Origin of the sequence: Brevundimonas sp. (assembly GCF_013912065.1) — a bacterium.
In the GTDB taxonomy this organism is placed as follows: Bacteria; Pseudomonadota; Alphaproteobacteria; order Caulobacterales; family Caulobacteraceae; genus Brevundimonas.
The window spans coordinates 61,177-75,157 of record NZ_JACESA010000012.1 but is presented as its reverse complement, the minus strand read 5'-3'; the positions used below and the strand labels follow the sequence as shown (position 1 = coordinate 75,157).

Genomic DNA, 13,981 nt, shown 5'->3' with positions numbered 1-13,981 from the left:
CTCTGGCGCGGCGCAAAAGCGGACGTTATAGCTGGGGGATAAGGCGAGTTCATCGCCAGCCTAATATTAGAGATGAAACGCATGGCCGACGCGCACGCCGCACCGCACCACGACTATCACCTCGTTGCGCCCAGCCCATGGCCGCTGCTGTCGTCCATCGCCGCGACGATCATGTTCATCGGCGCCGTGATCTGGATGAAGGGGCTGGCGCCGGCCGAGAACGGGGTGATCGCCGCGAACTTCCTGGCCGAGGGCAAGCCGGGCGTCTTCTTCGCCGGCCTGGCGGGGGTGCTGATCTCGGCCTTCGGCTGGTGGTCGGACGTGATCAAGGAGTCGAAGGCGGGCGACCATACGCCGGTCGTGTCGATCGGCCTGCGCTACGGCATGATCCTGTTCATCGCGTCCGAGGTGATGTTCTTCGTCGCCTTCTTCTGGATGTTCTTCGACATGGCCCTGTTCCACGAATCCCGCGCCCTGACGCCGGAAGTCGGAACCTGGGCCGATACCGCCAAGGCCTGGTCGACCTGGCCGCCGCAGGGGGTCGAGGTCCTCAGCCCCTGGCAGCTGCCGCTGCTGAACACCGTCACCCTGCTGCTGAGCGGCTGCACCGTCACCTGGGCCCACCATGCGATCCAGACCGGCGACCGAAAGGGCGCCAAGATCGCCCTGGCCATCACCGTGGCCCTGGGCGTGCTGTTCACCTGCGTTCAGGCCTACGAATATCAGCACATCCTGCACGAGCACCTGTTCTTCAATGAGGAAGCGATCAACTCGGGCCTCTATGGGTCGATCTTCTTCATGGCGACGGGCTTCCACGGCTTCCACGTCCTGATCGGCACCATCTTCCTGGCGGTCTGCCTGCTGCGGCTGCTGGGCGGCGACTTCACGCCGGAGAAGCATTTCGGCTTCGAGGCGGCCGCCTGGTACTGGCATTTCGTCGACGTGGTCTGGCTGTTCCTGTTCGCCTTCGTCTACGTCGTCTTCGGTTGATCCCGGACACCACGGACAGTCTCAAGACGGCGGGGGACGAGGGATCGTCTCCCGCCGTCGCCGTTTGCGCCGACCCGGTGCGGGCAGGTCTGAAAGGCCGGTGCCCGCGCTGCGGTCAGGGGCGGCTGTTCGCGGGCTTCCTGAAGGTGCGGCCCGAATGCGAGGCCTGCGGGCTGGACTTCTCGACCATCCAGACCGGCGACGGTCCGGCCAGTTTCATCATGCAGATCGCCGGTTTCCTGGTCGGGTTTTCGGCCCTGTTCGTCGAAATCAAATATCATCCGCCGATGTGGCTGCACCTGATCGTCTGGCTGCCGCTGGTGGTCGCCCTGTCGCTGGCCCTGATGCGGCCGGGGCGGGGGCTGATGATCGGGCTGCAATACCGGAATCAGCGATGAAACGGTTTCCGTGGATCCTGACCCTGCTGACGGCGGCGGCTCTGGTGCTGCTGGTCGGGCTGGGCGTGTGGCAGGTCGAGCGGCTGAAGTGGAAACAGGACCTGATCGCGGCGGCCGATGCGGCCGCGTCGAAACCGCCCGCGCCTCTGGACGCGGTTTTACGGCAGGGCGATCTGGAGTTCCGCAAGGCCCTCATCGTCTGTCCCGGACTGGCGACCGCGCCCTATATCGAGCTTCAGTCCATCCATGAGGGCGAGGCGGGGGTGCGGCTGATCTCGGCCTGCCGGCCCGTGGGTCAGGATTTCAGCCTGCTGATCGACCGGGGTTTCATCGCCGAGGGGGTTTCGGCCCGGCCGCGCGTGGCGTCTTCGACCCTGCCGCTGGTGCTGATCGGCGAGTTTCGCACCTTCGATCCACCCGGCGCCCTGGTCCCGGCGCCGGCGAACGGCCGCTTCTACGGTCGCGACACGGCGGCCATGGCCCTGGCGCTGAAGGTCGAGGGGCCGGTGCGGCCGGAGGCGGTGTTTGCGACCACTCCGACCAATCCCGAGTTCGCGGCCTTGCGCCCGTCGGCGCCGCCGGCGGCCTTCTCCAACAATCATTTCGGTTACGCCCTGACCTGGTTCGGGCTGGCGATCGTGCTGGCGGGTTTCTATGTGGCCCTGCTTCGACGCAGATTAAAGAAAGACCTTTCCTGACCGCTTCCCTGCACACCCTGTCCAACGGCGTCCGCGTCGTCTGCGATCCCATGCCCGGCCTGAAGACCCTGGCCGTCGTCGTCACCGTCAAGGGCGGGGCGCGGTGGGAGGCCGAGGACCGCTCGGGCTGGTCGCACCTGCTGGAACACCTGGTCTTTAAGGGCGCCGGCGACATGGCCGCGCGCGAGATCGTCGAACGGATCGAAGCCGAGGGCGGCACGATCAACGCCTCCACCGGCTATGAACGGACCAGTTTCGAGGTGCGCGGCCTGGACGGCTCGCTGCCGCTGGCGATGCAGGTGCTGTCGGACCTGGTTTTCCGGCCGACGCTGGACGCCGCCGAGATCGAGCGCGAGAAGGACGTGGTGGCCCAGGAGATCGCCGAGGCCTTCGACACCCCCGACGACCATGTGTTCGAGATGGCCCAGACCCGGGCTTTCGGCGGCCAGCCGCTGGGCCGGCCCATCCTGGGCTCGGTCGCCAGTCTGAAATCGGCGGAAAGGGCGACGGTCGAGGCCTGGCGGGCGCGGCTCTATTCGCCGGACCGGATGGTGGTGGCGGCGTCCGGCGCGGTGGACGAGACCGAGCTTCTGGCCCTGGCCGAGCGCTGGTTCGGCGATGCCGTCGCCACTCCGGTTCAGGCGCCGGCGCCGGCCGCCTTCGTCGGCGGACATGCGAAACTGACGCGCAAGATCGAACAGGCCAATCTGGTGTTCCAACTGCCGGCCCTGTCGGCGACCGATCCGGCCCTGTCGTCGATGCGTCTGTTCGGCGAAATCCTGGGCGGGGGCATGGCCTCGCGGCTGTTCCAGAGCGCGCGGGAGGAGCGGGGCCTGGCCTACGCCATCGACGCCTATCAGGAACCCTATGAGGACACTGGGGTGCTGGGCATCTACGCCGGGGCGGCGGCGGATCGGGCGAAAGAACTGGCCGAGGTGTCGGCGGGCGAGGTGCGGGCCCTGGCGGAGACCGGACCGACGGCGGCGGAGCTGTCGCGGGCCAAGGCGGTGATGAAGGCCGGCCTGTGGATGTCGGACGAAAACCCGATGAGCCGGGCAGGGCGCAATGCGGCCCAGACCCTGATCTTCGGCGCGCCTCGCGCCAGTCTGGCCATGACCGAACAGCTTGAGGCGCAAACCATCGAGGACGTGCGGGCGGTCGGCGGTCGGTTGCTGGCCGGCGGCCTGGCGGCCAGCGCCGTCCTGGGTCCAAAGTCGGCCGGACCGGCGGGCGAGGCCTTCGCGACGGCGCTGTTCGGGGCGTGACCGCCCTTTCCTCGCGGCCTCGGTTGTGGGAGTGTCGCGCAAGATTTGCAGAGCCGGAGCACCCCCATGTCCGTCCGCGTCGCCCTGATCGTCGGCAGTCTGAGACACGGCTCCTATTCCCGCGCCATCGCCCTTGAGCTGAAGACGCTGGCCGCCCCGACGCTGGCGCTGGATATGGTCGAGATCGGCGATCTGCCGCTGTACAATCCCGATCTGGAGACCGAGGACGCGCCCCAGGCCTGGACGCGTTTCAGGGCCGAGGTGTCGGGCGCCCAGGCCGTGCTGTTCGTGACGCCGGAATATAATCGCTCGATCCCCGGCGCGCTGAAGAACGCCCTCGACGTCGGCTCGCGCCCCTATGGCCACAGCATATGGTCGGGCAAGCCGGCCGCCATCGTCAGCGTCTCGCCCGGCGCCATCGGAGCCTTCGGCGCCAACCACCACCTGCGCCAGCCGCTGGTCTTCCTCGACATGCCGGTGATGCAGCAGCCCGAGGCCTATCTCGGCAATGTCGCGGACCTGCTGGACGATGACGGCCGGCTGAAGTCCGACGGGACCCGCGATTTCCTGGAGGGATTCACGGACGCGTTCGCGAAGTGGATTGAGAAGATCAAGGGCTGATCGTCCGACCTGGGATTGAGGACTGCTCCCGTGCGGCTTTCCCAACTCCCTGACCGGCATTGTGTGATATTCACGACAACCCGCAGGGGTTGCTTAACCATAAGCCTTTAAATATTCCTGATGACCGCCGTCGCCTGCCTTAAAATCTTCGTCGCCGACGAGCTTCAGGCTGCCGACCCGGAGAGAATAGCGAACCTCACCGCCAAGGTGGCGGGCGCCTATTTCGAGACGACCTGGCTTTGGCCCAGGCGCTACGGTCAGGTCGCCCCGCATTCCTTCGTATTGGCCGATCCGCGCGCCACCGCCCTGGATGCAAGAGAACTTCAGGGACTCGCTCGCGACCTCCAGCACAAGTTGTTCGGCGACGTGGGCGACGGCGAGATCACCCTGCTGATGTTCGAGGGCAATCAGGCCGACATCATGCGGTTTTCCGGCATGACGGCAAAAGAGCTTTCCGCCATCCTGTCGGGAGAAGACGACGGCCTCCTGGCGGGCCGGGTTTGCCGGATCACCACCGACGAGGTGACTTCGATCGTGCCGAAAGGCGGCCCCGTGACGGGGCAGCCGTCGATGGAGCAACTGGCTCAGGAGGCCCCGACGCCGGAACCCGCTCGGGTCGTTTACAGAGGCGTCTATCACACCGGGCGTGAAACCTTCATCGGCAACGTCGCCGTCTGGCGGGAAACCCCAACAGCGAACTACGGCTTCGAGCCGGTTCGCGCCGACGGCGATCAGCCCGAATATGATATTCCCACGCTGGAGGGCGGACTGGAGGCGGTTCGCGGCCTTTCCGTGGGTATAATGTTCTTCCCGATCAGCTTCTCCTCGATCGTCAAGATGAGCACTCGCGCCGAGTTGTTGCCGTGGCTGGAGGCCCTGCCGCGAGCGAAACGGGGGCAGTTGGCGGCGGCTGTTTATGAGACGCCGCGCGCGCCGAGCTTCTGGGCCCTGTCGCAGCTCAAGACCTATCTGGAACCCTTCTTCGGCCGCATCGACCTTCGGGTCACTGACCCGGCGTTCCAGATCGACGATCTGCCTCCGGGCCTGGCGGACAGCGTCACCCTGGTCCTGCCGAAGACCACGGAAGCGGCGCGTCTGAAGGCGATCACCCGGTTCATGAAGGAGGCGCCTGTCTATCAGCGCCGCAGGGTCCGGCAGGGGATCAGCGACGTCACCACCAAGCGCGAGCTCAACAGCTGTATCGAATACGCCGCGCCCTTTCTCACGGGTCCCGCCGTGACAGACATGTTGGAGAAACCCGCCCGCGGCGTCGCCTGTCCTGTGCTGGATCTGCCCCTGCATGACTGGAGCCAGCAGCAAGCCGACTTCGGGACCGAATAAGTCCACGACAGGCAATAGGCCCGACGCACCACCCGGTGGCCCAATTGAAAACGGCGGCTCCGTGAGGAGCCGCCGTTTCCGTTCAGACGTGTGCTGAAATCAGCCGACGGTCTGGAGCTGGCCAGCCGATTCCTTGCCCGAACGCTTGTCGCGTTCCAGCTCGTAGGAAACCTTCTGGTTTTCGTCCAGGCCGCGCAGGCCGGCGGCTTCAACAGCCGAAATGTGGACGAAGACGTCCTTGCCGCCGTCGTCGGGTTGGATGAAGCCGTAACCCTTGGTGGGGTTGAACCATTTAACAGTGCCGGTAGCCATTTTGAGACCTCCGTTAGAAATTGACCGAGGGAACGTCCGTTCGGCCTGTCGGGTCTGAATGGGAGCGGCCTGGACTCGTGCGTTCGCAGAGAGAGTGGGCGTTACGCAGAGAGATCGACGAGCCCTATGTGCTCAGGTCTTTGTGACAAATGCAAGCGCGACCGATGAGATCAATATCGGGGCGGGGGGAACGGTCGAGCTTGGAGGGCGTTCAGTAACCACAAGGAAAGGCCCCAACATGAACCGCACCCATGTCGTGGAGCGCGCCTATCAGCTCGCCCGCACCCCCGAATGTCTGAACACCGGCGATGTCGTCAAGGCGCTGTCGGGCGAAGGATACTCGAGCGCCGAGATTTCCCACTTCCAGGGCAGTTCGATCCGCGCCGACCTGAACCGCATCTGCAAGGAAACCTCGTCCGAGGCGGCCTGATCTTCGATCAGACCAGACCGTTCATCGTCGGCGCCTCGGCCGCGCTGCCTGGGAAGACCCGGGAATCCAGGGCGGCGCGGTCGACGCCCATATGGTCGCGCAGCACCCCCTTGAATACGGACCGGACGTCCAGCGTCGGGGCCAGATCGCGGCCGTCGAACAGGCGATTGTCGGCCAGGGTCGGCCAGTCGCCGATCAGACCGCCGGGCCTCAGCGCCCCACCCGCCAGCAGCAGCGACGAACCCGTGCCATGGTCGGTGCCCTGGGTTCCGTTGGTGCGGGCGGTGCGGCCGAACTCGGTCGCCACCACGACGACTGTGCGGGACCAGTCTTCGGCCAGACCGTCCTTCAATCCCGAAACCAACTGGTCCAGACCCGTCAGACGCACCTGAAGCTGGCCCTTCTGGCCCGCATGAGTGTCCCAGCCGTCCAGCGAGACGGCGACCACATCGGCCCCTTCGGCCCCGGTCATAAGCCGGGCGATCGCGCGACCCAGGCCCGGGACATCGTTGCGTCTGAGGACCTCGCCCTTGCCCCCCATGCTGATCAGATTCTCGGTCGCAAGTCCGCTGGCCAGGTTCGGGCCGAGCATCGGGTCGTCGACATAGAGATCCTGAAGCAGGGAGGCGATCCGGTCGTCGCCCCGCACCCGACCGCCCGGCGCCCAGCTCGAGACAGGGGCGTCGCCGCGCAGGATCAGCGGCGTCTGGGCGCCGATCGACAGACCTCTGAGCGTGGTTCCGCCTGCGGCGACGATGGCGCGGTTCAGCCAACCGTCGTCTTGTTGGCGCAGGGCTTCGCCGCCGTTCTCGAGCACATCCTGGGCGTCGAAATGGGATCGCACCCGCACCGGCAGGGCGACAGCGGGCGCGAACCTCAGTTGGCCCTGTTCGTGGAGGTCGTGCATGCCCGTAAGCGCGGGGTGCAGGCCGAAACCCTCGCCGAGGTCCAGCACGCCGTCCGCCTCGCCCGGCGCCGCCAGGGCCAGACTACCGCGCAGAGCCGCATAGTTCGGATCGGCATGGGGAACCGTCACGGACAAGCCGTCCATGGCGCCGCGGGCGATGACCACGACCAGCTTGTTTCGGGGCGCGCCCGACTGCGCGGCGACGCGCCCGGCGAAGGCCAGGCCCAGGCCGGCGGAGGCTGCGCCCAGCAGGGCGCGTCGGTTGAGAGCGAGACAGGTCATCGGCGCTGGAACTCCGGCGACATGAGGAGAAGGGTCAAGGCTTCGGTGCGGCTTTCGGCCCGGGCGACGGCCAGGCGGGTGCGCTCGGACAGCCGATCTCTCAGGGCGTCGGCCGCCGTGGCGTCGACGTCCGACAGTCGGGCGACCGCGGCGGCCGACTGCGCCCAGTTCAGCCGCTTGACCAAGGCGTCGGGGCCGGCCCAGTCGGCGGCCGTGTCGGGCCAGCCCTCGGGCGACGGGGCGGCGAAGGGCGGTTGGCCCATCGTGACGAGGGCCTGACGCAGAGGCAGGATCCGCTCGGGCCGACTGTTCAGCGCCCTGTGGGTCGAGACGATGAACTCATAGGGCGTCTTGATCTTGGCCAGCTGGGGCGTCCAGGTCTCGGGGGCCTCGACCAAGGCGCGGGCGACCTGGGTCAGGTCTCCGTCTGATTCCGTCCAGGCCGCTTCCAGTCGGGCGACCAGGCGTTCAGGCGGCGTGTCGGAGACGAAATGGGCCGCGATCCGGCGCGACAGGCGTTTCGCCGTGGCGGGGTGTCGGGCCAGGTCGCGCAATATGGCCTCGCCCTGGGCCTTGCCTGCCTGCGGATAGGTCTTGCCCAGCACGGTGCGGCCGCCGGGTTCGTGGATATTGGCCCGGAAGACGAAGCCATTGCGCCCGACCTCGATCTGACGCGCGGACTGTCGGGCGCCCTGCGGGTCCTGGCGTCCCGGCGTCGACCAGCCGGTCAGGGCCCGGGCCAGTTCGGTGACGTCCGCCTGAGTATAGCCGGCGTCGGCGCCCACGGTGTGGAGCTCCAGCATCTCGCGGGCCAGATTCTCGTTCAGACCGACCTTGCGGCGCGTCCCCGCCCTGCTGTCTGGGCCGGCCGAACGGACCTGGTCCAGGTACAAGAGCATGGCCGGATGCTGTTCTGCGGCGATCGCCAGGTCCTCGAACCTGCCGAAGACGTTTGGGCGGATCGCCTCGCGCTCATACTGGTCGATGAAGGCGCCGCTGGAGAATCTGACGGCGGAGACGGTGAGAGCGTTGGCCCAGAACAGGGCCCAGCGTTCGGCGAAGCCCCGTTCCGTCTCGGCGCCCAGCCGGGCGCGGGCGAGAAAGGCCTGGGCCGTGTCCTCGGTGATGTCGCGCCGCTCCGCCTGACGGGCCTGACGGGTGGCCGCGGCGGTGGGCTCGGCCGCGTCGCCTGTCGCCCCATCGGTTCGGCTTTGCGCTTGGCTGGTCTGATAGGCGAGGAATTCCGCCATCCGCTGTTCGGACGGCGTGAAGTCGCCCGTCGGCTGGGGCGCGCCGTCTCGCCGGATCTGAGCGACGGCCCAGCCGCGCGGATCGGCGGCGACGCGGTCGATCTCGCCAGGGCGCGCCCCTAGACCCAGCCGGGTCACGGCGATGGCGGCGTCGGTCGGGGATGCGGCCATGGCGGTCTCCTGTCCGTCGGTCCCATTGTAACGCGTCGGAAACAAAACTCCGTCGCGATCAGATTCCCGTGCGTCTGTCGCCAAGCGGCCGGCGGCGCGCTAGGTTGCAGCGCGATGGCCCTCCTGGACTGGATGAGCGATGTGGCCGGACCGGTGGTCCGGGGTGACGGCGTGCTGTTGCGGCCGCCGCGCGCATCCGATTATGCCGCCTGGTCCGGGCTGCGCGACGGGTCGCGGGACTATCTGCAGCCCTGGGAGCCGGCCTGGCCCGACGACGACCTTAGCAAGGCCGCGTTCCGACGTCGGCTGTCGATCTATGCGCGCGAGATGGATCTGGGCAACGCCTGGCCCTTCTTCGTCTTCATCGACGGAGGGCGAACCCTGGTCGGCGCCGTGACCCTGTCGAACGTGCGGCGCGGCGTCGCCGAGACCGGCACCCTGGGCTACTGGATCGGCCAGCCCTACGCCGGACGGGGCCATGCGACGGCCGCGATGCGGGCGGTGGTGGGATACGCCTTCGACCGGCTGAAACTGCACCGTCTGGAGGCCGCCTGCCTGCCGTCCAATCACGCCTCGCGGCGTGTGCTGGAAAAAACGGGTTTTCGACACGAGGGCAGGGCGCGGGCTTATTTGAAAATTAACGGCGAGTGGGCAGATCATCTTCTGTTCGGCCTCGTCGAGGACGAGTTCGACCGCGGCGACCCTACGCCGTCTTGAGGGGGCGACAGCCTTGAACGCGCGATCCCGATCCCTGGCCTGGGACGCCACCACCGCCATCGAGGCGCTGGCGGCGGCGGACACGGCCCTGTGGGTCTGGACCCCCGCCCAGGATGAGCTGCGCTTCACCGGGGCGACACGCGCCCTGGGCCTGGGCCCGCTGGCGCCGGAATGTTCGGGCGCCGGCTTCGTCGCCTCGGCCCTGCCGCAGGATCGGTCGCTGGCCGAAAAAATGCTGAAGCCGCAGGAGGAGGGGACCGAGGTCGCCGTGCGCCTGCGCATGCGCGGATCCGAGACCTGCCTGTGGCGCGGCGTCTGGCTGGAGGACGGGCTGCGCGCCGCCGGCGTGGTGGCGCTGGAGACCAAGTTCGCCGGTTCGGATCGCGACACCCTGACCGGGCTGCTGGATCGCCGCGCCTTTGTCGCCCGCGTCGGCGAGGTTCTGACCCAGTCGGGCGAGTATGAGATCGTGGTCGGCGACGTCGACCGGCTGAGGCGTCTGAACGAGGCCCTGGGTCACGAACGGACAGACCTGGTGCTGTCGGCCCTGGGCTCGCGTCTGGCCGCCGCCTTCTCCAAGGACGCGTCCCCGGCGCGGATCGGCGAGGACGAATTCGCCATCATCGTGCCCAAGACCGCCTCGCACACCAGCTATCGGCTGCGCGAGGCGCTGGAACAGCCCCTGCGGGTGGCGGGCTTCGACATCTATCCGACCGTCTCCATCGGCGCCGTGGTGGTCGAGGGCGGGCCGGACGCGCCGGACGCCTCGGAACTGCTGCGCCGGGTGGAACTAGCCGTCGAATCGGCCAAGGGCGCCGGGCGCGGCGGATCGGCGGCGTATGGCCGGGCGTTGGAAAGCGACAGCCTCAGCCGCCTGGCGCTGGAGGCGGACCTGCGCAACGCCTTCGTGCGCGGCGAGATCGTGCCCTTCTTCCAGCCGATCGTGAACCTGAACACCGGCGCCGTGGCGGGGTTCGAGGCCCTGGCGCGCTGGCGTCACCCGCGGCGCGGCCTGGTGCCGCCGGACGAGTTCCTGGGGCTGACGGCCGACCTGGGCATGATGAACGACCTGGGCCTCTTGATGATGACCCAGTCGGCGCGGCAACTGGCCGAATGGATCCAGCGCCACCCCCTGGCCGGCAAACTGTTCTGCAGCGTCAATCTGTCGGTCGGCGAGATCGAACGCCCGCACCTGTGCGAGGACGTGGCCCGGATCATCAAGGAAAGCGGCCTGCCCAAGGGCGCGCTGAAACTGGAAGTGACCGAGGGCGACATCATGCGCGACACCGCGCACGCCGCCGAAGTGCTTCAGTCGCTGAAGGACGTCGGGGCGTCGCTGGCGCTGGATGATTTCGGCACCGGCTTCTCGTCCCTCTCCTATCTGGCGCGCCTACCGTTCGATACGCTGAAGATCGACCGCTATTTCGTCCTGACGATGAACAAGGACGAGGGCTCGGCCAAGATCGTCAAGTCGGTGGTCAACCTGGGCCGCGACCTGTCGCTGGAGGTCGTCGCCGAAGGGGTGGAGAACGCCGATCTGGCCGCCCTGCTGCTGGAGGCCCAGTGCCACTACGGCCAGGGCTTCGGCTATGCGCCGGCGCTGCCGGCCCAGGAGGCCGAGGTCTATCTGGCCGAAAGCCTGGCCGACGGCACGGCGCCGCTGAAACAGCGGTCGGCCTAGGCTTCAGTCCGGTTTTCGACCCACGCGGACGAGTGCGCCGTTGGGATCGCTGACGGCGAACTCGTACATGCCCCATGGCTTCATTTCCGGCCCTGCGCCGATGATGAGGTCGCGCACGTTTTCGGCGGCGGCGTCCACATCCTCGACATAGATGTAGAGACCGAGGGCGTTGTCCTCGATCCGGGCGGGCCAGCCGGGTGTGGCGTTGAGATGAAGACTCCCCCCGCGTCCGTCTTCCAGCAGACGATAATCGCCGTAGTCGCTGACGACCGCGAAGCCCAGGCGGCGATAGAAGGCTTCGCTGACGTCCATGTCTCGCGCGGGCACGATGGCGACGACCTGGTGTTGCGATGTCATGTGGTTCTCGACGCCTCCTGCTCCGGATCGCAACCACGCGACCGGCCCATGCGTCCTGATGATGCGTCGCGCCTCGCTTTTGGAAAACCCACAAGCCCGCGTTTTCATCCCTTTCCGGACAGCCGGGCCGTATTGTCCGGACCGGCGTAGGCGAACCTGCCCGTCCGCCAATCCTCGGCTAGGATGTGTCATGACCGAAGACGAGATGCAGGATCGGGACACGCGCCGTCAGCGGACGCGAGAGGCGATCACCGACGCCCTGATCCGGTTGATGTTCTCGCGTCGCTACGCGGCCATCCGCACGACGGATCTGATCCAGGCCGCCGACGTCGGCCGTTCGACCTTCTATGAGCATTTCCGAAGCAAGGACGAGGTTCTGGTCGCGGTCGTTGAGCCGATCCTTGCGCCCTTCGCGCGGGCGGCGGCCGGGCGGGGCAATACCGCGCGTTTGTGCGCCATGCTGGATCATCTTTGGGAAAGGCGCGCGCTCGCCCGTCACCTCTTCGAGCCCCCGTTGCTGGCCCGGCTCCAGCGCAGACTGGCCGCGATGATAGAACTGCTCGCAGAACCACATGGCGACGAGGTGGTTCCTGCGTCGCTTGCCGCCAGGGGCGCGGCGGCCGGCCAACTCGTGATGTTGCACACCTGGCTGATCGGCGAAGTCTCCTGCCGTCCAGACGCCCTGGCCAAGGCCCTTGTCGGCGTTCGTTGAACGAGGAACAGTGGGAGCCATGACCGACGCCCGACTGGAGATCGCCGCCGGCTTCGCCACCGCCCAGGGGCCGAAGGCGGACAATCAGGATTTCGGAGGCGTGCATCTGGGCACGCCGGCCGAGCAGCGCGAGCATGGGGTCGTGGCGGTCATCGCCGACGGGGTGTCGGGCTCGAAGGCCGGGCGGATGGCGGCCGAACTGACGACGCGCAGCTTCATCGACGGCTATCTGGACCAGAATCCGTTGAACGGCATCGCGGCCAACGGGATCAAGGCGCTGCGGGGCTTCAACCGCTGGCTCCATGCGCGGGGGAAGATCGATCCGGCCATGGAGGCGGCGGCGACCACCTTCACCGCCCTGATCCTGAGGGGACGCGAGGCGGTGGCCCTGCATGTGGGGGACAGCCGGGCCTGGCATTTCCGCGACGGGGTGCTGACCCGTCTGACCGAGGATCACACCCGGTCCCAGCAGGGGCTGAGCCATGTGCTGTACCGCGCCGTGGGGATCGAGGCCGACGTCAAGCTGGACGTGCGCCATGTGGGGCTCGCGCCGCATGACCGGCTGTTGCTGACCACCGACGGGGTGCATGGGGTGCTGTCCGACGCAGCCCTGGCGCGGCTGCTGGGGCGGCGCGGATCGCCCGACGCCGACGCCAAGGCCATATTGGCCGAGGTGGCCGAGGTCGGCGCGCGCGACAACGCCACCGCCCTGGTCATCGACGTAATGGGGATCGGGGCGCCGGATTGGGAAGCCATCACGGCCGAGGCCGAGGGGCTGGCCATACTGCCGCCGCCGAAGCCGGGCGACGCCGTCGACGGCTTTCATCTGGAGCGGGTCGTGGCGGACGGACGCTATACGCGGCTGTTCCTGGCGCGGTCCGGGGACGAGCGGGTGGTGCTGAAATTTCCGAAGCCGGCCGCGGTGTCCGAGCGCGGCGCGCGCACGGCCTTCCTGCGCGAGGCCTTCATCGGCCGGCGGATCGACAGTCCTTTCGTCGGCAAGGTGCTGACGCTGGATGCGGGGCGCCAGAGCCGGCTCTATATCGCCCAGCCCTTCTATCAGGGCGTCACCCTGCACGCCTGGCTGGCGCAGGAGGGGCCGTTCGAGATCGCCGAGGGGATCGGCTTGGCCCTGATGCTGGCGCGCGGCGTGTCGGCCCTGCACCGGGCGGGGGTGACGCACCGCGACATCAAGCCGGACAATGTGATCCTGGAGGCGAACGGAGGGCTGAAGCTGGTCGATCTGGGCGTGGCGCGCCTGCGTCAGGCCGAGGAGTTCGCCGAGGCCGAGGCGCCCGGCACCCCCGGCTTCAAGGCGCCCGAAATGTATGACGGCGAAAGCGGGAACGCGGCGACCGACCAGTTCGCCCTGGGCGTCACCCTGTACCGGCTGTTCACCGGCTCCTATCCGTGGGGCGAGGTCGATCCGTCGGACGTCCCTCGTTTCGACCGGCCCCCGACGCCGCCGAGCCGGCGGCGACCGGACATGCCCGCCTGGCTGGAGGCGGCCATACTGCGCGCGGTCGCCGTCGATCCCGACGACCGGTTCGAGGACGTCGAGGAACTGATCCACGTGCTGGAAACGGGCAGCGCCGTCGCCGCTCCCGCGCCGCGCCCGCTGTCGCTGATCGAACGCGATCCGGTGCGGTTCTGGCAGGGACTTTGCCTGGTTCTGGTCGTGCTGCTGATGGTGTCGCTGGCGACGCGATAGGCGTTTATACGCGTCCTGAAATGGATCGGATGCCGTGACATTTGGCGACAGCCGGCTGTGCGGAACATCCCCAGGTTCAAGGCTTTCCGGTGCCGCGGGGACAGTCGTGCCCGTCTCCCCGTTCCTCAGCCGCGAAGG

15 protein-coding genes are annotated in these 13,981 nt (G+C 67.9%); 11 read left to right on the top strand and 4 right to left on the bottom strand.

Translation table 11 applies throughout. The features are described 5' to 3' along the window. Positions 1–81 precede the first annotated feature (81 nt). The 6 genes from H2037_RS11670 to H2037_RS11645 all read left to right on the top strand — a co-directional run bounded on the left by H2037_RS11670 (position 82) and on the right by H2037_RS11645 (position 5,313). Positions 82–990, top strand: a complete 909-nt coding sequence (locus H2037_RS11670; RefSeq protein ID WP_292121957.1) for a cytochrome c oxidase subunit 3 — start codon at positions 82–84, stop codon at positions 988–990. After that, positions 987–1,388, top strand: coding sequence for a DUF983 domain-containing protein (locus H2037_RS11665; protein ID WP_292121954.1), 402 nt, complete (start codon positions 987–989; stop codon positions 1,386–1,388). Before H2037_RS11670 ends, H2037_RS11665 begins: the two co-directional genes overlap by 4 nt. After that, positions 1,385–2,086 carry an SURF1 family protein gene (locus H2037_RS11660; protein ID WP_292121951.1) on the top strand — a complete coding sequence of 234 codons (702 nt, stop codon included), beginning with the start codon at positions 1,385–1,387 and terminating at the stop codon, positions 2,084–2,086. Before H2037_RS11665 ends, H2037_RS11660 begins: the two co-directional genes overlap by 4 nt. 50 nt (positions 2,087–2,136) lie before the next feature. Beyond that, positions 2,137–3,351, top strand: coding sequence for a pitrilysin family protein (locus tag H2037_RS11655; protein ID WP_292121948.1), 1,215 nt, complete (start codon positions 2,137–2,139; stop codon positions 3,349–3,351). Between the two features lie 66 nt (positions 3,352–3,417). After that, a complete protein-coding gene (locus H2037_RS11650; RefSeq protein WP_292121944.1) occupies positions 3,418–3,972 on the top strand; it encodes an NAD(P)H-dependent oxidoreductase in 555 nt (184 codons plus the stop codon). A 120-nt stretch (positions 3,973–4,092) separates the two neighbouring features. Further along, positions 4,093–5,313 carry a hypothetical protein gene (locus H2037_RS11645; RefSeq protein ID WP_292121941.1) on the top strand — a complete coding sequence of 407 codons (1,221 nt, stop codon included), beginning with the start codon at positions 4,093–4,095 and terminating at the stop codon, positions 5,311–5,313. A gap of 99 nt (positions 5,314–5,412) precedes the next feature. Here the strand turns inward: H2037_RS11645 and H2037_RS11640 are convergent, their stop codons facing one another. After that, positions 5,413–5,625 (bottom strand): cold-shock protein, encoded by a 213-nt coding sequence (locus H2037_RS11640; RefSeq protein ID WP_166622634.1) that lies wholly within the window; start codon positions 5,623–5,625, stop codon positions 5,413–5,415. A gap of 238 nt (positions 5,626–5,863) precedes the next feature. Here H2037_RS11640 and H2037_RS11635 point away from each other — a divergent pair, with 238 nt between their 5' ends. Further along, positions 5,864–6,055: a hypothetical protein gene (locus tag H2037_RS11635; protein ID WP_292121937.1), complete on the top strand. Its 192-nt coding sequence runs from the start codon at positions 5,864–5,866 to the stop codon at positions 6,053–6,055. Between the two features lie 7 nt (positions 6,056–6,062). Here the strand turns inward: H2037_RS11635 and H2037_RS11630 are convergent, their stop codons facing one another. Then, positions 6,063–7,244 carry a DUF1501 domain-containing protein gene (locus tag H2037_RS11630; protein WP_292121934.1) on the bottom strand — a complete coding sequence of 394 codons (1,182 nt, stop codon included), beginning with the start codon at positions 7,242–7,244 and terminating at the stop codon, positions 6,063–6,065. Further along, complete coding sequence (locus H2037_RS11625) at positions 7,241–8,665, bottom strand: DUF1800 domain-containing protein (RefSeq protein WP_292121931.1); 1,425 nt, start codon at positions 8,663–8,665, stop codon at positions 7,241–7,243. The genes H2037_RS11630 and H2037_RS11625 overlap by 4 nt, the downstream gene beginning before the upstream one ends. Before the next feature lie 114 nt (positions 8,666–8,779). Here H2037_RS11625 and H2037_RS11620 point away from each other — a divergent pair, with 114 nt between their 5' ends. Continuing rightward, positions 8,780–9,382, top strand: coding sequence for a GNAT family protein (locus tag H2037_RS11620; RefSeq protein WP_292121929.1), 603 nt, complete (start codon positions 8,780–8,782; stop codon positions 9,380–9,382). Between the two features lie 13 nt (positions 9,383–9,395). Continuing rightward, positions 9,396–11,063 carry a bifunctional diguanylate cyclase/phosphodiesterase gene (locus tag H2037_RS11615; RefSeq protein ID WP_292121927.1) on the top strand — a complete coding sequence of 556 codons (1,668 nt, stop codon included), beginning with the start codon at positions 9,396–9,398 and terminating at the stop codon, positions 11,061–11,063. A gap of 3 nt (positions 11,064–11,066) precedes the next feature. On the opposite strand, the gene H2037_RS11610 is transcribed toward H2037_RS11615, so the two are convergent. Further along, on the bottom strand, positions 11,067–11,420 hold the full coding sequence (locus H2037_RS11610; protein WP_292121924.1) for a VOC family protein: 354 nt from the start codon (positions 11,418–11,420) through the stop codon (positions 11,067–11,069). A 190-nt stretch (positions 11,421–11,610) separates the two neighbouring features. Between H2037_RS11610 and H2037_RS11605 the strand changes: the two genes are divergently transcribed. Beyond that, a complete protein-coding gene (locus H2037_RS11605) occupies positions 11,611–12,132 on the top strand; it encodes a TetR/AcrR family transcriptional regulator (protein WP_292121922.1) in 522 nt (173 codons plus the stop codon). A 19-nt stretch (positions 12,133–12,151) separates the two neighbouring features. Then, the gene (locus H2037_RS11600; protein ID WP_292121920.1) at positions 12,152–13,843 is read left to right on the top strand and encodes a bifunctional protein-serine/threonine kinase/phosphatase; all 1,692 of its coding nucleotides are present in this window, start codon (positions 12,152–12,154) and stop codon (positions 13,841–13,843) included. Positions 13,844–13,981: the final 138 nt, after the last annotated feature.

Bases quoted from the DNA above. Each gene is read 5' to 3' on its own strand.
- H2037_RS11670 (WP_292121957.1), top strand. From the start codon at position 82: ATGGCCGACGCGCACGCCGCACCGCACCACGACTATCACCTCGTTGCG.
- H2037_RS11660 (WP_292121951.1), top strand. From the start codon at position 1,385: ATGAAACGGTTTCCGTGGATCCTGACCCTGCTGACGGCGGCGGCTCTG.
- H2037_RS11655 (WP_292121948.1), top strand. From the start codon at position 2,137: ATGCCCGGCCTGAAGACCCTGGCCGTCGTCGTCACCGTCAAGGGCGGG.
- H2037_RS11650 (WP_292121944.1), top strand. From the start codon at position 3,418: ATGTCCGTCCGCGTCGCCCTGATCGTCGGCAGTCTGAGACACGGCTCC.
- H2037_RS11645 (WP_292121941.1), top strand. From the start codon at position 4,093: ATGACCGCCGTCGCCTGCCTTAAAATCTTCGTCGCCGACGAGCTTCAG.
- H2037_RS11640 (WP_166622634.1), bottom strand. From the start codon at position 5,625: ATGGCTACCGGCACTGTTAAATGGTTCAACCCCACCAAGGGTTACGGC.
- H2037_RS11635 (WP_292121937.1), top strand. From the start codon at position 5,864: ATGAACCGCACCCATGTCGTGGAGCGCGCCTATCAGCTCGCCCGCACC.
- H2037_RS11630 (WP_292121934.1), bottom strand. From the start codon at position 7,244: ATGACCTGTCTCGCTCTCAACCGACGCGCCCTGCTGGGCGCAGCCTCC.
- H2037_RS11625 (WP_292121931.1), bottom strand. From the start codon at position 8,665: ATGGCCGCATCCCCGACCGACGCCGCCATCGCCGTGACCCGGCTGGGT.
- H2037_RS11620 (WP_292121929.1), top strand. From the start codon at position 8,780: ATGGCCCTCCTGGACTGGATGAGCGATGTGGCCGGACCGGTGGTCCGG.
- H2037_RS11610 (WP_292121924.1), bottom strand. From the start codon at position 11,420: ATGACATCGCAACACCAGGTCGTCGCCATCGTGCCCGCGCGAGACATG.
- H2037_RS11605 (WP_292121922.1), top strand. From the start codon at position 11,611: ATGACCGAAGACGAGATGCAGGATCGGGACACGCGCCGTCAGCGGACG.
- H2037_RS11600 (WP_292121920.1), top strand. From the start codon at position 12,152: ATGACCGACGCCCGACTGGAGATCGCCGCCGGCTTCGCCACCGCCCAG.